Source organism: Azospirillum melinis (assembly GCF_013340935.1).
In the GTDB taxonomy this organism is placed as follows: Bacteria; Pseudomonadota; Alphaproteobacteria; order Azospirillales; family Azospirillaceae; genus Azospirillum; species Azospirillum melinis.
This window is the reverse complement of sequence record NZ_WHOS01000078.1, coordinates 1-18,657: the sequence shown is the minus strand read 5'-3', so window position 1 is coordinate 18,657 and position 18,657 is coordinate 1. Positions and strand designations below refer to the sequence as shown.

The 18,657-nt window shown below is 67.5% G+C and carries 20 protein-coding genes; 5 read left to right on the top strand and 15 right to left on the bottom strand.

Annotated elements, in window-relative coordinates; genetic code table 11:
- Window positions 1-187: 187 nt before the first annotated feature.
- Together GBZ48_RS32280 and GBZ48_RS32275 are read left to right on the top strand one after the other, a co-directional pair.
- Window positions 188-1,147, top strand: coding sequence for an RNA polymerase factor sigma-32 (locus GBZ48_RS32280; RefSeq protein WP_174474759.1), 960 nt, complete (start codon window positions 188-190; stop codon window positions 1,145-1,147).
- Between the two features lie 206 nt (window positions 1,148-1,353).
- A complete protein-coding gene (locus tag GBZ48_RS32275) occupies window positions 1,354-2,145 on the top strand; it encodes an SDR family NAD(P)-dependent oxidoreductase (protein ID WP_174474758.1) in 792 nt (263 codons plus the stop codon).
- Window positions 2,146-2,172: 27 nt separating this feature from the next.
- On the opposite strand, the gene GBZ48_RS32270 is transcribed toward GBZ48_RS32275, so the two are convergent.
- On the bottom strand, window positions 2,173-2,628 hold the full coding sequence (locus tag GBZ48_RS32270) for a hypothetical protein (protein WP_174474757.1): 456 nt from the start codon (window positions 2,626-2,628) through the stop codon (window positions 2,173-2,175).
- 143 nt (window positions 2,629-2,771) lie between these two features.
- A complete protein-coding gene (locus GBZ48_RS32265) occupies window positions 2,772-3,563 on the bottom strand; it encodes a class I SAM-dependent methyltransferase (RefSeq protein ID WP_343049758.1) in 792 nt (263 codons plus the stop codon).
- A 560-nt stretch (window positions 3,564-4,123) separates the two neighbouring features.
- On the opposite strand from GBZ48_RS32265, the gene GBZ48_RS32260 reads away from it, so the two are divergent.
- From GBZ48_RS32260 to GBZ48_RS32250, 3 genes are read left to right on the top strand one after another with little or no spacing between them, the layout of a single operon-like run.
- Window positions 4,124-5,437, top strand: a complete 1,314-nt coding sequence (locus GBZ48_RS32260; protein WP_174474755.1) for an NAD(P)/FAD-dependent oxidoreductase — start codon at window positions 4,124-4,126, stop codon at window positions 5,435-5,437.
- Window positions 5,386-6,168 carry a lysophospholipid acyltransferase family protein gene (locus GBZ48_RS32255; protein WP_174474754.1) on the top strand — a complete coding sequence of 261 codons (783 nt, stop codon included), beginning with the start codon at window positions 5,386-5,388 and terminating at the stop codon, window positions 6,166-6,168. Before GBZ48_RS32260 ends, GBZ48_RS32255 begins: the two co-directional genes overlap by 52 nt.
- Entirely contained in the window at window positions 6,165-6,950 is a 786-nt protein-coding gene (locus GBZ48_RS32250) for a glycosyltransferase family 2 protein (RefSeq protein ID WP_211105966.1), read from the top strand. Before GBZ48_RS32255 ends, GBZ48_RS32250 begins: the two co-directional genes overlap by 4 nt.
- Here the strand turns inward: GBZ48_RS32250 and fabG are convergent.
- From fabG to GBZ48_RS32185, 13 genes are read right to left on the bottom strand one after another with little or no spacing between them, the layout of a single operon-like run.
- Window positions 6,931-7,650 carry a 3-oxoacyl-ACP reductase FabG gene (fabG, locus tag GBZ48_RS32245; RefSeq protein ID WP_174474753.1) on the bottom strand — a complete coding sequence of 240 codons (720 nt, stop codon included), beginning with the start codon at window positions 7,648-7,650 and terminating at the stop codon, window positions 6,931-6,933. The two genes, GBZ48_RS32250 and fabG, sit on opposite strands and share 20 nt — an antisense overlap.
- Window positions 7,647-8,096, bottom strand: coding sequence for a hotdog family protein (locus GBZ48_RS32240; protein ID WP_174474752.1), 450 nt, complete (start codon window positions 8,094-8,096; stop codon window positions 7,647-7,649). Before GBZ48_RS32240 ends, fabG begins: the two co-directional genes overlap by 4 nt.
- On the bottom strand, window positions 8,087-8,899 hold the full coding sequence (locus GBZ48_RS32235) for a beta-ketoacyl synthase chain length factor (RefSeq protein WP_174474751.1): 813 nt from the start codon (window positions 8,897-8,899) through the stop codon (window positions 8,087-8,089). Before GBZ48_RS32235 ends, GBZ48_RS32240 begins: the two co-directional genes overlap by 10 nt.
- Window positions 8,899-10,092, bottom strand: coding sequence for a beta-ketoacyl-ACP synthase (locus GBZ48_RS32230; RefSeq protein WP_174474750.1), 1,194 nt, complete (start codon window positions 10,090-10,092; stop codon window positions 8,899-8,901). Before GBZ48_RS32230 ends, GBZ48_RS32235 begins: the two co-directional genes overlap by 1 nt.
- Before the next feature lie 10 nt (window positions 10,093-10,102).
- Window positions 10,103-10,912, bottom strand: coding sequence for a class I SAM-dependent DNA methyltransferase (locus GBZ48_RS32225; protein ID WP_174474749.1), 810 nt, complete (start codon window positions 10,910-10,912; stop codon window positions 10,103-10,105).
- Entirely contained in the window at window positions 10,905-11,714 is an 810-nt protein-coding gene (locus GBZ48_RS32220; protein WP_174474748.1) for a polysaccharide deacetylase family protein, read from the bottom strand. The genes GBZ48_RS32225 and GBZ48_RS32220 overlap by 8 nt, the downstream gene beginning before the upstream one ends.
- Window positions 11,707-14,067: an MMPL family transporter gene (locus GBZ48_RS32215; RefSeq protein ID WP_174474747.1), complete on the bottom strand. Its 2,361-nt coding sequence runs from the start codon at window positions 14,065-14,067 to the stop codon at window positions 11,707-11,709. Before GBZ48_RS32215 ends, GBZ48_RS32220 begins: the two co-directional genes overlap by 8 nt.
- Complete coding sequence (locus GBZ48_RS32210; RefSeq protein ID WP_174474746.1) at window positions 14,064-14,669, bottom strand: LolA-related protein; 606 nt, start codon at window positions 14,667-14,669, stop codon at window positions 14,064-14,066. The genes GBZ48_RS32215 and GBZ48_RS32210 overlap by 4 nt, the downstream gene beginning before the upstream one ends.
- Window positions 14,653-15,633 carry a lysophospholipid acyltransferase family protein gene (locus tag GBZ48_RS32205; RefSeq protein WP_174474745.1) on the bottom strand — a complete coding sequence of 327 codons (981 nt, stop codon included), beginning with the start codon at window positions 15,631-15,633 and terminating at the stop codon, window positions 14,653-14,655. Before GBZ48_RS32205 ends, GBZ48_RS32210 begins: the two co-directional genes overlap by 17 nt.
- Window positions 15,630-15,953 carry an ApeI family dehydratase gene (locus tag GBZ48_RS32200; protein ID WP_174474744.1) on the bottom strand — a complete coding sequence of 108 codons (324 nt, stop codon included), beginning with the start codon at window positions 15,951-15,953 and terminating at the stop codon, window positions 15,630-15,632. The genes GBZ48_RS32205 and GBZ48_RS32200 overlap by 4 nt, the downstream gene beginning before the upstream one ends.
- Before the next feature lie 11 nt (window positions 15,954-15,964).
- Entirely contained in the window at window positions 15,965-17,338 is a 1,374-nt protein-coding gene (locus GBZ48_RS32195) for an AMP-binding protein (protein ID WP_209798259.1), read from the bottom strand.
- Window positions 17,339-17,348: 10 nt separating this feature from the next.
- Window positions 17,349-17,990 (bottom strand): COG4648 family protein, encoded by a 642-nt coding sequence (locus GBZ48_RS32190; RefSeq protein WP_174474743.1) that lies wholly within the window; start codon window positions 17,988-17,990, stop codon window positions 17,349-17,351.
- Complete coding sequence (locus tag GBZ48_RS32185; protein WP_174474742.1) at window positions 17,990-18,265, bottom strand: phosphopantetheine-binding protein; 276 nt, start codon at window positions 18,263-18,265, stop codon at window positions 17,990-17,992. The genes GBZ48_RS32190 and GBZ48_RS32185 overlap by 1 nt, the downstream gene beginning before the upstream one ends.
- Between the last annotated feature and the right edge of the window lie 392 nt (window positions 18,266-18,657).

Here is an 18,657-nt window from a genome sequence, read left to right as displayed (position 1 = left end):
CCTCGGGGCTGGAGAGGACCCCTTCTCCGACCGTTCCAGCACCGAGACCCGGTGCACGCCGTCCGGCAGCGTCGAATGCCGGTAACGCAACGAACCAAAAATCGACCTTTCAACAGGACCGACCCGAACAACGCCGGAGCCTTTGCCCGCGGCGCCGCTCCCGTCGGATGGGAGAAAAAGAGACACCATGCAGCGAAACGCTGAAACCCGCACGACCCAAACCACCGCCCAAACCACCCCTGCCGCCCAAACCCGTCCTGCCGAACCCCGCTCCGCCGAGCCGATGCAGCTCTATCTGCAGGATGCCCGCAAGTATCAGTATCTGACGCCTGAACAGGAACATGATCTGGCGGTCCGCTGGTACGACCGTCAGGACCCGGCGGCACTCGACATGCTGGTCGGCAGCCATCTGCGGCTCGTCGTCAAGATGGCGCGCGGCTATCTCGGCTATGGCCTGCCGCTGGCCGATCTGGTGGCGGAGGGCAATGTCGGCGTGATGCAGGCGGCGCAGAAGTTCGATCCCGGCAAGGGGTTCCGCTTTGCCACCTACGCCTCCTGGTGGGTGCGTGCCGCTATCCAGGAGTATGTCCTGCACAACTGGTCGCTGGTGAAGATCGGCACCACCGCCGGACAGAAGAAGCTGTTCTTCAGCCTGCGCCGCCTGAAGGCACGGATGCAGGAGTTGGAGAGCGGCGATCTGTCGCCGGAAGCGGTGGAGAGCATTTCCACCGAGCTGAACGTGTCGAAGGCCGAGGTGGTGGAGATGAACCGCCGCCTGGGCAACGACCGCTCGCTGAACGTTGGCCTGTCGGAAGATGGCGATGCCGAGTGGCAGGACCTGCTCGCCGACGACCGTCCGGACCAGGAGGCGACCCTGGCCGATTCCGAGGAGCGCCGCCGGCGTCAGCAGTTCCTGAAGCTCGGGCTGGGCGTGCTGGACGACCGCGAGCGCAAGATCCTGATCGCCCGCCGTCTGCGCGACGAGCCGCTGACGCTGGAGGAGCTGAGCCAGACCTTCCACGTCTCGCGCGAGCGCGTGCGGCAGTTGGAAGTGCGTGCCTTCGAGAAGCTCCAGAAGGCGGTGATCGCCACCGCAAAGACGGAGCAGCTGACGATGGAGAAGAACCGCCTGCTGATCGATGCCTGAGCGGGCAGGGTCGGGTATGGCTTTGAACTGGGCGCGGCTTTCAAAGAGCCGCACCTTTTTTGTCGGCGCTCTGCGGCCAAGGCGGACGGCCCTTACATCCCCTGCACCGATAGGCAGGAGTCGGACGGAATAGGAACCTCCTTTTTGAAGGGGCGGTTGATCGGGGCGGACCCCTCAGCAGCACCCTCAATCGAAAGGGCAGCCCTATGGCTCGCGCCGCCAACACGCAACTCGCCATCGTGACCGGAGCCTCCAGCGGTATCGGCTTCGAACTCGCCAAACAATGCGCCAACAATGGATTCGACCTTGTCATCGCAGCCGACGATCCGGCAATCGAGCAGGCTGCTGGAGAGCTGCGCAAGCTGGGCGCCGCGGTCGAGACGGTCCAGGCCGACCTTGCGACGCTTGACGGCGTGGACCGCCTCCATGCCGCGTTGAAGGGCCGGGCTGTCGATGCGCTGCTTGCCAACGCCGGGCATGGGCTGGGCCATGGCTTCCTCGATCAGGACTTTGCCGAGGCCCGCCACGTCATCGACACCAACATCACCGGCACGCTCTATCTGATCCAGAAGGTCGGGCGCGACATGCGCAGCCGCGGAAAGGGGCGCATCCTGATCACCGGATCCATCGCCGGTTTCATGCCCGGCAGCTTCCAGGCGGTCTATAACGGAACCAAGGCCTTCATCGATTCCTTCTCCTTCGCGTTGCGCGACGAGCTGAAGGACAGCGGCGTCACCGTCACCTGCCTGATGCCCGGCCCGACCGACACCCACTTCTTCGAGCGCGCCGACATGCTGGACACCCAGGTCGGGCAGGGGAAGAAGGACGACCCGGCGATGGTCGCCAAGGTCGGTTTCGACGCGATGATGAATGGCGAGGGCGACGTGGTTGCCGGTTGGAAGAACAAGCTTCAGACGACGATGGCGACCGTCACCCCCTCCAGCGTCCTGGCCCGCCAGCACCGCAAGATGGCTGAGCCGGGGTCGGGCAAGCAGTGACGCCCCGGCTTTGGCCAGTCTGCGGCTTTACGTGTCCAGGCAACCACCCTTCGGCGCGACGGTGATGCGGATCAGTTCCGACCCGCCGCCGCCGAAGACGTTGCCGCCGGTGTAGGTGAGACAGCCTTCGTTGCGGTAGATGACCTGAAGCCGCTGGGCGTCGTTGCCGAAATAGAACGGGATCCAGCGCTTGCCGGTCTCGTGCCGTATCATGTTGTCGGGCGCGCCGATCAGGGTGGAGACCTCCTCCATCGTCATGCCGATCTGCAATTTGGCGAAACGGCTGCCGGGGGCGGGGGTGCCGATCACCTCGCCCTCATAGCGCCCGTCGCGTGACTTCACCATTCTTCCCCCCGGCGTCGACGGTGCGGCCGAGGCGGTGGCGCCTGTCCCGTCGCCGGTGGCAGCACCCTGCTGCTGCCCGGCGCAGCCGACCAGCAAAGCCGCCACCGACAATGCCGCCCAAGTCGTTTTACCCAGCATGTCTTTCCTCACCGAATCTGTTTTGGTTGTTGCCCTGTAGGGACAAATATGAGTGCGATAACCCGATGAAGGCATCGGCAAAGGCGGGTGAAGAACCCCTAAGAGGGGTAGTAACAACAGACGGATCGCTGCCCGTCAGCCCTTCACTCAGCCCCTGAAGCCGTGACTTCGGCTTGGCGTTTTCCGGTATAGTTCTTGAACAGGTCGTAATCGGTGTCGCAGCGTACCTGCGCCAGCCCGGCCGCCGCCATCGCGGCTGTGATGACCTCCGGTTCCACGCAGCGGTCGATCGTCTCCCAATAATAGCGCATCAGCGTCCGTCCGCTCTCGCCGCCACCGCTGAGGCGCGAGACTGCCGGCACCACCATGCCGAGATAGGCGTTCATCAGGTGCCGGGTGACCGGGCGGCGCGGCCGGCCGATCTCCATCACCAGCACGGTCCCGCCCGGACGCAACACGCGGCGGAACTCGCGGAAGGTGGCGGTCAGGTCGCCGACATGGCGCAGCGCATAGCCGATGGTGACGAGGTCCACACTGGCGTCGGCCAGCGGCAGGGCGTCGGCCACGCCCTGGATCAGCGGGATGGGAAGGCTACGCCGTGCCTCCGCCAGCATCGCTTCACTGAGATCCAAACCGATCACATCGCCGGGATTGCCGCAGAGCGATACTGCTTCCCGTGCCACGAGACCGGTGCCGATGGCAACGTCCAGCACCCGCATGCCCGGCTGCAACCCCGCCCGCCGCAGGCATTGCGACCGGTACCAGGAGCCGGACCCGAGCGCAAAGATGGCGTTGATACGGTCGTAATGGTGGGCAGTGCGGTTGAACAGCCCACGGACGAAGCGCTGCCGTTGCGTTCTGTCGCCGTAATAGGCGTCCAGAACGGGATGCGGTTCGACGGCGGTGCCGACGCGGGGCGTGGATTCGGTCGGCACGGCGTTGTCTCCTTCGAAAGGGAGCGGGCCAATGGGCATTGGGATCAGTCGAGAGGATCAGTCGAAAATGTCGCTCACCGCGCTGGTCCGGCTGTCCGACCGGTAGAGCGAGACGGTGAAGTCGCCGGCCCCGACCGACAGGTTGACGGTTCGCTTGTAAAGCATCCCCGGTTGAGTTGGTCGGTTTCAGGTCGTCGGCATCTTGTGGGTGCGGAACCCGGCAGGCAAGTGGGTTTCCATGTCACCAAATGGGTAACCAATCAAGACGGTTGCGCTGGCTCAAGTGCATCGGTCGGATTGGACCGCGGCGTGCAGTGGCTTCGAAATCAATCTGAAACATTGCTTGCCGGAATGTTGAGAACAGGAAGCGCTAATATCAGAGTCGAGCGGATATATCCTTTTGGTTAGTCCCCGGATAAAGGGCAGTGTCAGGGTTTTGTCCCTGGATTGCGCGGGATGGGCTGCGGTAAATTTTGACGAGAGTTACCGGTGACCGAGCCAGAAACGGGTATCCACCTCGAACAGCCCAAAGCGGGACAAGCGGGAGAGCGGCAAAGCCCATGGTGTCAAACGGTTCCGATTACGATTGCGATGTCCTGGTGGTGGGTGGCGGACCGGCCGGCTCCTCTGCCGCGGCTCTGCTGGCCGGGAAGGGCCATCGGGTGGTTCTGCTGGAAAAGGACCATCACCCGCGGTTCCACATCGGCGAATCCCTGCTTCCCTGCAACCTGCCTCTGCTGGAGCGGCTGGGTGTGCTGGAAGAGGTGGAGCGGATCGGCATGCTGAAATATGGGGCGGAGTTCGTTTCGCCCTATCACGGCAAGGCCGTCACCTTCGACTTTGCCAATGCCTGGGACAAGACCAAGCCCTATGCCTTCCAGGTCCGGCGGTCGGAATTCGACCATATCCTGATCCGCAATGCCGCCGCGAAGGGGGCGACGGTCATCGAAGGCTGCAAGGTGACGGATGTCGACATCCGGGGTACGGACGGCAGCACCGTCACCGCCCGGCAGGAGGACGGCACGACCCGCACCCTGCGCACGCGCTTTCTGGTCGATGCGTCGGGCCGCGACACGCTGCTGGCGTCCCGCTTTGGCATCAAGCGGCGCAACGTCAAGCACAACAGTGCGGCGATGTTCGGCCATTTCACCGGCGCCAAGCGGCTGCCGGGCAAGGCCGAAGGCAACATCACCGTCTTCTGGTTCGACCATGGCTGGTTCTGGTTCATCCCGCTTGCGGACGGCACCACAAGTGTCGGGGCAGTCTGCTGGCCCTATTACTTCAAGACGCGTAAGACCGACCAGACCCGCTTCTTCCTCGACACCATCGCCCTGTGCCCGGCGCTGGCGGAGCGGCTGGAGGGGGCGGAGCTGACCGGACCGGTGACGGGGACCGGCAACTTCTCCTATCAGGCCGACCGCATGTCGGGCCCCGGCTATGTCATGCTGGGCGACGCCTTCGCCTTCATCGATCCGGTCTTCTCCACTGGCGTCTATCTGGCGATGACCAGCGCCTTCGAAGGGGCCGAAGCGGTCGACGCCTGCCTGCGCGAACCGGCCCGCCAGGAACAGGTGCTGAAGCGTTTCGAGCAGACCGTCCGTCAGGGCATCGGCACCTTCTCCTGGTACATCTACCGCGTGACGACGCCGGCCCTGCGCAACCTGTTCATGGGACCACGCAATGTCTTCCGGGTGGAGGAGGCATTGCTGTCGCTTCTGGCCGGCGACGTCTTCCGCCCGTCGCCGATCAAGGCCCGGCTGAAGATATTCAAGGCGATCTACTACATGAACGCCCTGCTGGACTTGAAAAGGAACTACATGGCATGGCGGAAACGGCGGCAGAACGTGCGCACCCCCGTGGGCGACGCGGTCTAGGCATTCTCGGCGCGGTCCGGCGGGCCTGGGACTATCCCCTGTTCTACGGCCTGCTGTTCCTGTTCGGCCTGATGTCGCTGGCCTGGAGCCTGACGGCGGCGCTGATCAACCCGCTTCTGCCGCGGCGGATCGCCGGGCCGCTCGGTCGGCAGGCGATCAGGACGGGATTCAGCCTCTATCTCGACACGCTGCGGGCCTGCGGGGTGCTGAGGACCGACCTGTCGGCGCTGGATTCGCTGAAGGATGACGGCGGCCTGCTGATCTGCCCGAACCATCCGTCGATTCTGGATGCCGTGCTGCTGATCTCGCGGGTACCGGACCTCGTCTGCATTGCAAAGGCCCCGGTTTACGACAACCTCCTCTTCGGCGGAGGGGCGCGGATGGCGGGCTATATCCGCAATGACGCGCCGAACTCGCTGGTCAAGATGGCGGCGCAGCGGGTCCGGGCCGGCCGCCAACTGCTGATCTTCCCTGAAGGGACCCGGACGGAGCGGGCGCCGGTCAACCCGCTGAAGGGCGGCTTCGCGTTGATCGCCAAAACGGCGGGCGTGCCGGTGCAGACCGTGTTCATCGAGGCCAACACCAACTTCCTCGGCAAGGGCTGGCCGTTGTTCCGCAAGCCGGAGTTCCCGCTGGTCTACACCGTCCGCCTCGGCCGCCGCTTCGATCCACCGACCGATGTGCGCGAACTGGTCGGGGATGTGGAACGCCACTACAGGGCAGAGCTTTGATCACCGACGCCTCCACCAGCCATCTTGTCCTGATCCCCAGCTACAACACCGGGCCGAAGCTGTTCGAGACGGTGCGGGCGGCCCGCGCGCATTGGGCGCCGGTCTGGGTCGTCGTCGACGGCAGCACTGACAGCACCGGCGAAAAATTGCGGGCGATGGCGGCGGACGATCCGCATCTGCGCGTGCTGGAACTGCCGGTCAACCGCGGCAAGGGGGCCGCCATTCTGCATGGGCTGGAGGAGGCGGAGCGCTGCGGCTTCACCCATGCCTTGACCATGGATGCCGACGGCCAGCATCCGGCCGACCGGATCCCGCAGTTCCAGGGCGTGTCGATGGCCAACCCCGATGCGCTGGTGCTGGGCCGGCCGGTGTTCGATGCCGGAGCGCCGCGGCTGCGCGTCGGCGGTCGCAAGATTTCCAACTGGTGGGCCAATCTGGAGACTCTGTGGGGCGGGATCGGTGACTCCCTGTTCGGCTTCCGTGTTTACCCGATCAAGCCTCTGCGCATGGTGATGCGGCGCAATCCGTGGATGCGGCGCTTCGACTTCGATCCGGAGGCGGCCGTGCGGTTGTGCTGGGCCGGCCTGCCGACCATCAACGTCCCGGCTCCCGTCCGCTATTTCAAGGCGGAGGAGGGCGGCGTTTCCCACTTCAATTATGTCCGCGACAATGCCCTGCTGACCTGGATGCACACGCGGCTGATGCTGGGATTCATCGGCCGGCTGCCGATGCTGACGGTTCGGCGGGTGCGGTCCCGGCCGATCAGATCATTCCTCCGTTGATCGACACGATCTGGCCGGAGATGTAGGCGGCGCGGTCGGAGGCCAGGAAGGCGACGAGATCCGCCACCTCCTCCGGCCGGCCGGCGCGCTTCATCGGCACCATCCGCTTGACCATGTCGGCGTCGAAGGCGGCGTCGGCCATGGGCGAGGCGATGATGCCCGGCGCCACCGCGTTGACGGTGATGCCGCGCGGCGCCAGTTCCAGCGCCAGCGACTTGGTCGCGCCATGCAGCCCGGCCTTGGCGGCGGCATAGTTGGTCTGGCCGCGGTTGCCGGCGATGGCCGCCACCGACGACACCGTGACGATCCGGCCCCAGCGCGTGCCGATCATCGGCATCAGCAGCGGCTGCGTCACGTTGAAGAAGCCATTCAGCGACACGTCGATGACGCGGCCCCACTGTTCCCGCCGCATCGCCGGCATCACCGCGTCGTCGTGAATGCCGGCATTGTTGACCAGGATCTGGACAGGTCCCGATTCCAGAACCCGGTCCAGCGCCTCGGCGGTCGCTTGGGCGTCGGTCACGTCGAAGGCCACCGCTTCCGCCGATCCGCCGGACGCGGCGATCTCAGCTGCCAGCGCTTCGGCGCGGGTTGGGGAGCCATTGGCATGGACCAGCACATGATTGCCGTCGGCGGCCAGCGCCTTGCAGATCGCGGCGCCCAGTGCCCCACTGCCGCCCGTGACGAGTGCGCGTTTCATGCCGCCCCTAAATCCGTGACGCCGGCGTCGATCACCACAGCCGCCCGGCCGCTCAGCAACTCGCGGTCGCCGGCGGCGATGGAGAAGGCGTAGATCACGCGGCTGCCCGCCCCGGTCAGGTTCTCGGCGTCGATGACCAGATCCTCCGCGATGTCGTCAAGCCGCGCGACCTGACAGGACAGGTCGCGCAGGCTGGCGAGATAGCCCGCGGCGGGGCGCCCGCCGTCGGCGGTCAGCCCGCCATGCACCGCCATTGCCTGGGACGCGTATTCGACTCCGCACAGCGCGGCGAGCCGCCCGGCGTGGCGCAGCGGGTTGTCCGCGGCACGGTGGCTGCGGGCGATGCAGCGGATGCGGCTGCGGTCCCAGGACAGCACGCTATCAAGCAGGCACATGGTCCCGGCATGCGGGATCAGGGCGGCAAGCTCATCGCGCGTCATCGGCATGGCGCGCCCACCCGGATCGCCACCCGTCCGCCCGGCGGCAGGTCGAGCACGACCGATTCCGGCGCGCCGCCTGCACCGACCCGTGCAAGGGCGGCCAGCAGCGGCAGGGATCGGGCTGTCGGGTTGCCTGTGCGCAGTGCCTCCAGGCCGGTGTCGACCAAGCGGCTGACCGGCTCGTTCCCGCGCGACAGCTCGATGTCCAGGCTGGCGAGGCAGCGTCCGGTCGGTCGCGGCGTCAGGACCAGAGCCATGCCGAAGGCCCCGGCGATGGGACGGACCTTGCTCAGCGGCTCTGGATAGGGGAGATCGTAGGCGATCAGCGTGACGGTCCATCCATCGCTCGAAACTTCCGCCGCCGCTTCCAGCAGGCCGGTCTGGAAACTCTCGTCATGGGCGGACAGGCTGGTGGAGGGCTCGCGGCAGCGCGTGGCGATGCTCCAGTAGCCGGCCGGTGCATTGTGGACGGAGTTGTGGAAGCGCGTCGGCGAGATGTTGCGCTCCTCCGACGCCAGGGAGTCCAGGATCTGGTGCAGCGTGTCGGGATCGCCGCTGGAGGAGGTGAAAACGGTGGCGACGGTGGCTGCATCGCGTCCGGCCTGCGCCAGCGCCTCGGCTCCCACCGCCATGGCGAGCTTCACCGTCGGCACGCTGCGGCGCCGTTCGGCGGGCGGTAGGAGCGGGCTGGCGGTCAGCACGGCAGGCGAAGCCACATAGGCAGCCTCGCCCGTCAGGACCGCACGCGACTGCTCCCAGCCCGGAAGTCCCGGACCGAGCAGGCCGATCCCCTCGACATAGGCGCGCATCAGGCCGCCCACCCGAAGATCAGGCTGCTGTTGCTGCCGCCGAAGCCGAAGGAGTTGGTCATCACGCGGTCCAGTCGGCCTTTTTCATTGGCCTGCAGATAGCGGCTGCGCAGGGCAGGGTCGAGAGTGAGGGTCTGCGGGCTGCCGGGGAGCAATCCGGTGCGGAGCGCCAGCACGCTGACGATCGCCTCGACGATGCCGGCGGCCCCCAGCGTGTGGCCGGTGTAGCCCTTGGTCGAGCTGACCGGGATGCGGGTGCCGAGCAGACCGGTAATCGCCTGGTCTTCCGCCGCGTCGCCATAGGTGGTGGCGGTGCCGTGCAGGTTGACATAGTCGATGTCAGCCGGGCGCAGGCCGGCGCTGGCAAGCGCCCGCTCCATCGCCAACCGGGCGCCCAGCCCTTCCGGATGAGGGGTCGACATGTGGTGCGCGTCGTTGCTTTCACCGGCGCCCAGCAGGTGGATGGTGCCGGGGGCGGGTTTGGCAGCGGCACGTTCCAGCAGGGCGAAGCCGGCGGCCTCGCCCAGCGAGACACCGCAGCGGTCCGCATCGAACGGCCGGCAGGGGGTGGGGGAAACCAGCTCCAGCGAGTGAAAGCCGTAGAGCGTCGTCAGGCACAGGCTGTCGGCTCCGCCGACCACTGCCGCATCGCACAGGCCGGCGGCGATCATGCGGGCAGCGTTGGCGAAAACCTTCGAGGTGGTGGCGCAGGCGGAGGAAACGACGAAGGCAGGCCCCGTCAGCCCCAGGCGATGGCGGACGAAATCGGCGAGCGAGCCGGTGCTGTGGGTGGTGGCAAAGCTGAAGGCAGCGGGAAGGGCTCCGGTCTGCGGATTGCGCTCCCGGAAGGCCAGTTCAGCCGACAGGATGCCAGAGGTGCTGGTGCCCAGGAAGACGCCGATCCGGTCGGCGCCATAGCGCTCGCGGGCGTCGGCGACCGCCGCGGCGAAACCGTCCGTATGCAGAGCCATCTCGGCCAGCCGGTTGTTGCGGCAGTCGAAATCGGCGAGCTCGTCCGGAATGCGGGTGTCTTCCACGCCGGCCACCTCGCCGATGTGCGTGTCCAGTGTAGCCGTCTCGAACCTGCAAGGTTTCAGGCCACCCCGACCGGTGAGCAGAGCATCCAGGGTTGCATCCTGGCCAGCGCCAAGGCTGCTGACGATGCTCATATGGCTTAGGAAAAGTGGATGCACGATGGACTTCTTATGAATTTTGGACGGTATCGGTGGTCGGTTGCGGTTTCATTGTCGATGGAATGCTAACACTGGCAGAATCACGTAAGAAAGGGCAAATTTGGACTGAGGATTTGCTTTGCCGGGCTATGAACAAGGTGTTGGCAAAAGGTGTGCCCTGGCTCATCGGCAGAGCCTCGGTTGCGAATCCAAAGCTGTTCAGCAGGTCCGACCACTCCACCGCCGGGCGGTAGGTCAGCGACTGGCGCCAGCGACCCCGTGCCGCGCAGGCGATCTGTTCGGCCCAGCGGGTGATCTGGAACGGCAGTCCGCCGTGGGCGTCGGCCTCCCGCAGGACCAGAACGCCGTCCGGGTTCAGCGCCTCGGCGCACCGGGCCAGCACTGCCGCCTGTTCGTCGCGATGGAGGTAGAGCAGCACGTCCAGGATGACGATGGCATCGCAGCGGGGCAGGTCGGTGTCGCGGATGTCGCCTTGGGTGACGGCGTCGTCCCCCAACGCCGCCTTGGCGATCCGCACCCGTTTGGGCGCCAGTTCGATGCCCTTGGTGGCGAGGGCGGACGGTGGAGCGGGCCACCCCGCCGGCCACCCGCCGCGAGCATGCCGGTCGGTGGCGGCGCGCAGCAAGGCCGTCAGCACCCCCTGGCCGCAGCCGAGGTCGAGCAGACGCCCACGGGCGGGCAGCAGCGGGTGACTCAACAGGTGACGGAAGACGGGGTCTCTGGCCAGCTTGCCCTTGGCGAAATGCCAGGCATGACGGCCGCAGGGTCGATAGGGATGGGCGGCGGCGTCGACCAGTTCGCGGAAGTCGGCGTCAGTCATCGGCCACCACCTCCAGCGAAACCGCCGTCAACCCGCGGACGGCCAGGGTGTCGAGCAGGCGCGGCAGCACGGTCAGCACCACGGGCCGCCCATCGCCATCGCGGGCGGCGGAGCCGTCATGGAGCATCAGCAGGTCACCGGCGGCGAGACCGTGGGTCAAGCGCCGCTCCACCGCCAAAGGATCGCGCCGAACCGCGTCGTAGCCGCGGCGGGTCCAGGTCGCCAGACGCAGGCCAAGGCTGGCGAGTACGGGGTCGAGCAGGGGATTGCGCAGGCCGGCCGGCGGCTTGAAGAAGCGCGGCGGCCGGCCGGTGAGACCGGTCAGGATCCGTTGCGCCTCTCCCACCTCGCGGCGGATGGCGCCGATGCCCATGGCGGCGAAGCGGTGGGAATGGTGCCAGCTGTGGTTCTCCACCGTATGGCCGCGGCGGACGATGGCCTCGATCAGGCCGGGATGGCGGGCGGCACGCTCGGCGATGCAGAAGAAGCTCGCCTTGGCCTTCGCGCGGTCTAGATGATCGAGAACGGCGGGCGTCACCATCGGATCGGGGCCGTCGTCGAAGCAGAGCCCGACCTGCCCGAGCCGGGCGTTCTCCGCCGGCAGGCGGCGCAGGTTGGGGCCGAGCAGGCTGCTGCGCGGCCAAAGCCCGATGGCGCCGAGCAGAGCATGGTTTCCCACCAGCGCAGCCAGCGCCCAGGGCCAAGCCGCGGGCACCACCGCAACCCCGGCCGCAGCGGCGAGATGCAGGGCGGCCGATGCGCGCAGCGCTGGCGGCGGGGTCCAGCGCCGAGACTCAGCCATGGCTGGCCCCCTCCGGTTCGGCGGGCTGCTGCCGGTCCAGAACCGCTGCGAAGGCAAGGCAGAGGAAGGCGCCGATGGCCACCGTCATGCCGATGCCATGCAGAACCGGGATGCTGGAAAAGGCCAGCGTGCCGAAACCGATGACCGTGCAGAGATTGGCGATGGCGACGGAGGCTACGGTGCGCTCGCGCAAGGCAGACGACGGCTCCGGCCGCTCGAACAGCAGGGAATAGTTGGAGCCGACACCGACCACCAGCAGCAGCCCCACCAAATGGAAGATCGTCAGCGTCTGGCCCAGGGCGGTCACCAGCGCCATGGTGATGACCACCGCAGCCGCCAGCGGCATCACCGCCGCGATCAGGGAGCGGACCGACCGCAGGGCCAGGGCGAGCAGCAGCGTGATGGCGGCGGCTCCCAACAGGGCGAGCGTCAGCGCCTCCTGCCGGTAGGTGCGATAGAGGCTGTCGGACTCCTCCTTCAGGTTCAGCAGGGTGGCGCCTTGTGCCGCCGGGTCGCCGGACAGCCGGGCGGCTAGCGCCCGCGGGTCGGTCACGCCGCGCAGGGGCAGCATGGCGGTCCAGCCGGTGCCGCTGCGAACCAACAGTGACTCGAACTTCAGCTTCAGGCTGGTGCCGTCCAGGCTGGCCGGGGTCAGCAGCGGCATGGTCCGGGCCTTCTCGGCATCGGCCAGGAACGGGGCGAAGGCATCAGGGCGGAAGGGCAGTCCTTGCAGTGCCTCGGTCAGCGACGCGCGCAACCGGTCGGGTGGCGGCAAGGCGGCCTGCCGGGCACGTTGGGCTGCCTGGCTCGGCAGGGTGTGCGCGGGGGACTCGTAGCCGGCAATCAGGCGGTCGCGGGTCAGTGCCTCCAGCGGCACGGCCAGCCGTTCGACGGCGGCGAGCGCCTCCTCCACCGTGGCGGCGCCGGTCACCAGCAGATGGCCGGCGTCTGGGGCGCCGAGGTCGCGGCGCAGCGCCTCGTCCAGCCGCTGATCGGCCTCCGTCACCGGGCTGAGGCTGGACAGCTCTGCCGACCAGATGGCCGAGCCCTGATAGGCCAGCCATGCCAGGGACAGCAACGTCGCGGCGGCCAGCGGCAGGCGCAGGGTGGGGGCGCCGCGGGTCAATGCGGTCAGCACCGGCGCCAGCCGCGCCGGGCGTTCGGTCGCATAGCCGTCCGGCAGCAGGGACGGCAGCACCCAGCGGGTGACGGCCAGTGCCACGACCAGCCCGGTGATGGAAAACAGGCCCAACTGCGCCAAACCGCTGAAGCTGGAGAACAGCATCGTGCCGAACCCGACGACCGAGGTCGCCATGCCCAGCAGCACGGTCGGCCAGATGCGCCGAAGGGTACGGTGCGCCGGGCTTCCCGGCTGCGTCTGGGTGAACAGGTAGATGGCGTAATCGACGCTCTCGCCCAGCAGGGTGACGCCGAAGCCCAGCGTGATGCCATGCACCGTCCCGAAACCCAGCCCGACCGCGGCGATGCCGGCCAGCGTTCCGGTCGCCGCCGGCAGCAGCGACAGGGCGAGCACGCGCAAGGAGCGATAGACCAGCAGCAGAATGCCGGCCACCAGAACGGTGGCGACGATGGAGGACCGGGTGGCATCGGCCTCGATGCGGTCGCGGGTCTGGACCGAGAAGACCGCCGGTCCGGTCATCACCAGCCTTGCGGGTCCGGCCGTTCCGTGCGCCTCGTCGAAGGCGCCCCGAATCAAATCCAACGTCTTCTGCTGGGCGTCCATGTCGAAACCCGGGGCAGCGGTCTGGACCAGCAGCAGCGCCCGCGCCCCATCGGCCGAGACCCATACGCCGTCGCGGCTGGCTGGGCCGGCGGTGTCGCCCAGCATCCGGTCAGTCAGGCGCAGGATCTCGGCGGTGGGGTCGGCGGGCAGGGCCTGCTTCAGGGCCATGCCGGCCGGCGATTGGAGAAGGCGCAGGTCGTTCTGCAAGGCGGCGTGCAGCCCCTCCACCGTGAAGCGGTCGGGGGTGACGCCGGGGCTCAGCAGATAGCGGTTGGTCCAGAGATAGGCACCATCGGCGCTGCGCCCCGTCCGCTCGCCATTCTCGACCGCGGCGACCAGCGGATTGCCGCGCAGCCGGGCGGCGAGCGCACGGCTGAGGCCGGTCAGGCGATCCGGTGCGTCGCCCTCGATGGCAACCAGGATCAGGCGCGAGACGACGCCGTCGCGCAGCTGGTCGACCAGGAGTTGCTGGGTGGCGGAGGGCGAGCGGGGCAGGAAGGCGGAGAGGTCGGCGGTGACGGAGGTGCGCGCCACCAGCAGGCCGCAGACGATCAGCCCGGCCAGCCACAACGCGATACTCCAACCGCCCCGTCTCGCCGCAGCGGTCATGCCGGGTCCGGTTGGATGGTCATGATGGAACGGTCGCCGTCGGCCTGGAGAAGCTCGATCCGGCGGATGCTGGCGTCGCGGCCGGCGATGTCGATGCGCTGGACAACCCTGCGCGCCTCCTCCGCCCGCGGCGTCAGCTGCATGCGCCAATCCTGCAACGTGCCTTCCAGAACCACCTCGTAGAAGCGCATGACGGTCGGCACGTCGCCGCGCAGGGTGGAGCGGATGCTCTCCACATAGGTCTGGATTTCCGGCATCGATGAGACCGACAGCGTGCGCGAGGCACCGTCGGCCTGGGTCAGCGTCAGGCGGTCGCCATCCAGCCGCAGGCTTTCGGCTTGCGGTTGCAGGGTGCGCTTTTCCAGAAAGTCGGGGCGGCGGTAGGTCAGCGTGCCGCGGCTCTCCAGCGGTGCTGTCAGGAGGCCGACCTCGCGGGTTTCCGTAAAGCGGGCGCTGGAACTGCCGACCTGCCTGAGGCGGGCGAACAGATCCTCCAGGCCCCAGGGCTCGGCCGCCGGCGACGGCGTGGCGGCGCCGGCCAGCAGGAGGGTCGCCAGAGCCGCCAGGATCGGGCGGCGGGCCGGTCTATTTCCAGAAATCATAGAAATTGAACCAGTTGTAGGGGGAGGACAGGGCGTAATGCTCCAGCCGGTCGGCGAAGCGCCCGGCCGCCCAGCGCACGAGGCCCGACCGCTCCTGAACAGGCCAGTCATGCTTCTTCAGGTCGGAGAAGTCGGCGATGCGCTCGAAATGGACATCGTAGCGACGGCCGCCCTGGTAGATGCCGACCATCAGCACCACCGGCCGTTTCAGCATCGCCGCCAGTTGGAAGGGGCCGAGCGCGAAGCCGGCTGGCTGGCCGAGGAAGGGCAGGCGGACCTCCTCCTCGCCATCCAGGGTGCGGTCGGCGAGCATGCCGACGAAATGGCCCTGGTCCAGCCTTTCGCGCACCCGCAGCATCGAATCCGGGCGGCCCAGCGCGATCACCTCCATCGACAGCAGCGGGTTGATGGCGTTGAGGACCGAGTTGATCTTGCGGGCGTTCTCCTCATACATCACCAGACTGACGCGCAGGTCGTGCTGGCGGTGGCCCAGCATGCGGATCGCCTCGAAACTGCCCATATGGGCGCCGATCAGCAGGCAGCCTTCCCCGCGCTGCATCAGATCGATGACGATGTCCTCGCCATGGACGCGGACGTCGAAATCGTCGGACTGGTCGTTCAGGAAGAAGACGCGGTCGAGCAGGCAGGCGGCGAAGACGTGATAGTGGCGGAACAGGTCGCCGAAACCCGGCGGGCGGCCCAGCGCCTTTGACAGGAACAGTGCCGATGCCCGGCGCGGCTTGCGCGAGAACAGGACGAAATAGAGGCAGATCGGATAGAGCAGCAGCCGCGCCGCCCGCCGGCCGAGTCGCAGGGCGACCCAGACGATGAATTTGATGGCGGCGGTCGTGCTGCGCTCCGGCCGGTTCATCCACTCCCGGCGGCGGCGCCGCGGTGGCGGCGGAGCGATGGGAGAGGAGGCCGTGGCGTCGGCCGTCCGTTTGGCGCGCAGGGGAAGCTTCATGGGATCACGCTGCCGGCCATGAAGGGGCCGGCCATGAGGGCGCCGGTCATCACCGGACGGCCCGCCACGCTGCCGGTGAAGGCGATGCCGCCGGCCGGGGTGGCCTGCCATTCGACCCGCATGCGGTCGCCGGGGCGGACCGGGTGCAGGAACTTGGCGGAGCGCAGGTGGCAGGGGCCGGAGGCCGACCCTTCCGCCGCGGCGATGGCGGTGAGGGCGGTGTCGAGCAGGACCGCACCCGGAATGATCGGGTTGCCGGGGAAATGACCGGCGGCGGTGGGATGGTCGACGGAGAACTGGATGTCGGTCTGGTTCGGCACGGCGGCGGCACCTAGTCGCGCTGGCTGTTGTCGAGCATCCGCAGCAGAGCCTCGCGCGGCAGCTTGCCGGTCGGGTTGCGCGGCAGCGCTTCGACGAAGCGCAGGGGACGCGGCAGGAAGATCGGGTCGATCCGCTCGCGCAGGCGGGCCAGCAGCGTCTCGGCGGTCAGGCCGGGTGCCACCACCAGGGCGGCGAGGCGGGTGGTTCCGCTCTCCCCCTCCTGCGGCATGAAGACGACGCCGTCCTTCACCCCCTCCACCGAATTCAGATGGTGGTTCAGGAAAGCAAGCGAGCTGCGCTTGCCGGCGATGTTGACCTGATCGGCGGAGCGCCCGTGCAGGATGAAGCGGGTGTCGCTCTTCAGCTCGATCACGTCGGCCAGCAGGGTCTCGCCGTCGAGGAAGTCGCCGGATGCCCAGGTGCCCTGCTCGTCCTGGCGCAGGCGGATGCCGTCGATGCACAGCCACTCCGCCGTGGCGCTGGTGCGGCGGACGGCGAGCTGCCCGGTTTCCGAACAGCCGTAGATCTCGTGCAGCGGGGCGCCCAGCTTCGCCTCCGCGTCGATGGCGAGCTGCGGGGCGAGCGGGGCGGTCGCGCACAGGATGAAGTCCAACGGCGGCAGGGCGGTGCCGTCGGCCAGCAGGGCCTGGAGATGCACCGGCGTGGTCACCAGCATACGGCGGCCGGGCAAATCGGCGAGGCAGGCGGCGATGTCGGCGGGGAAGAGCGGACGGCTGCCGTGCAGGACCAGACCATGCTGAAGCGCCAGCAGGATGACCGATTCCAGGCCGTACATGTGCTGGTGCGGCACGGTACCCACCAGCCCACAGGTGGAATGGCCGGCAGAGCCGAGACCGGCGATCCCGAGGGCGGTGCCGGCGCCATGGACGCTGCGGACCAGGGTGCCCCAGCTTTTCACCTGCGGCATCGGCCGGCCGGTGGAGCCGGAGGTGAAGGCGATGGCGGCCACCTGATCGGCCGGGAAGGCGAGGTCGGCATCGAAGGGCGAGCCGGTCAGGCTGTCGAGGCCGTCGGTCGGAAGTGCTGCGACGCAGGTCATGCCGGGATAGTGCGCCCCGGCATCGGTCAGGCAGATCAGGCCGGGATAGCTTTCGTCGAGCTGGCGCAGCGTCGCCGGCGCGTCGTTGGGGGGATGCAGGCTGATCTGCCGGCGCAGCAGGGCGGCACCGAGGGCGACGGCGAAGCCCAGCCGGTCGCCGCACAGGTTCAGCAGATAGGCCCCGTCCGGCAGGCGGCGGGCCAGATCGCGCACGGCGGCGAGGTAGCTTCGCACCGTCACCGGCTTGCCGTCATGCCAGGCGAACAGGTCGTCGGGGCTGCCATGGCGCAGCAGCGGCAGGCGAGTGGTGGACAGCATCGTCATTGCGAAACCATCATGGATTTGGCCGCTCCGAAAAGACGCGGACGACGTCGGCGATGGAGCCGTGGGAGTGGTTCCAGAACTTGCGCAGGCGGTAGGCGTATTCCGTCAGGAACATCGCGGCGACCAGCGGCAGGTCGAGGACATTGATGAAGAAAGACCAGACGGCCGGCGGCGCGACGCAGAACAGCAGGGCCGACATCGCCAGCTGGCCGGCGAAGAACAGGCACCAGGCAATGGTGACGCGGCGGGTATAGACCAGCATCTCGTCGGTCAGGCTGCCGCGGATTCGCCGCGCGATCCAGGTGATCAGCGGCTCGCGCCCGGCCAGCAGGGTGCGGCCGAACAGGACGAGCAGGCCGACATAGATGGCGGCGTGGCTGATTGCCGAGGCCACCAGCAGCCCGTCGCGGGCGGAGCGCCAGGACAGGCCGAACAGGGCGATGGCGCCGCCCAGAGCCACCCAGCGGAAGCGGGGCGCCGCCCGGCCGATCACCAGCCCGGTCACCCCCGCCTGCAACAGCGCCAGGAGCAGTGCCGTATCGGCGTCGAGGTCGGCGACGATGGCGCCATGGACCAGCAAGGGATACAGCGCGACGAGCGACAGGCCGGCACCCACCGCGACTCCACCCCTGGTGCAGGCGGCGAACGGCATCAGGCGGCTTTGAGCTGTTGGATGTGGCTGTTCAGAGTGCGCAGAGAGCTGAAGATCTTCGTGTTGTTCTCGTCGTCGGCCCGCAGCTTCACCCCGTATGTCTTGGAGACGGCGAGCGCCACCTCAAGGATGTCGATGGAATCGAGGCCCAGCCCTTCGCCATAGAGGGGTGCGTCCGGATCGATGTCCTCCGGGTCGGCTTCCAGGGTGAGGGTGTTCACGATCAGCGTCGCCAGATCGAGTTCGCTCGGCGACAGGGCCTTCAAGTCACTCATCATGCCTCACTAAAGCAACGCCTGTCACCCTTGGGATATTCTACCCCTTTGGATATAACCATTAGGTATAGAAAACCGTATTAGGGCGACAGGATTCGCAATTTCAGACGTCACGATAGCTAGGCACCCGAGGCGACGCCATCATTATTTTGGAGTGATCAGTTTGTTTTGTTAAAGATTGAGTTTCTTTGCGTCTGTGTGGGTTAAGGAAGGGTTCGCCCCTGAAATGGAACATTTGGAACGCTATGGAACGGTTTTCGGCGTGGTGGACCGCCCCCCGAAGTTGAGACGCTTGTTAAATTGTTCCGGATTGGTCAGGCCACCAGGGCCGGGCGGCCGCCCGGCCCTGGTGGCGGGAAATTTTCCTCGAACTCGACCGGTGGGCTGTAGGC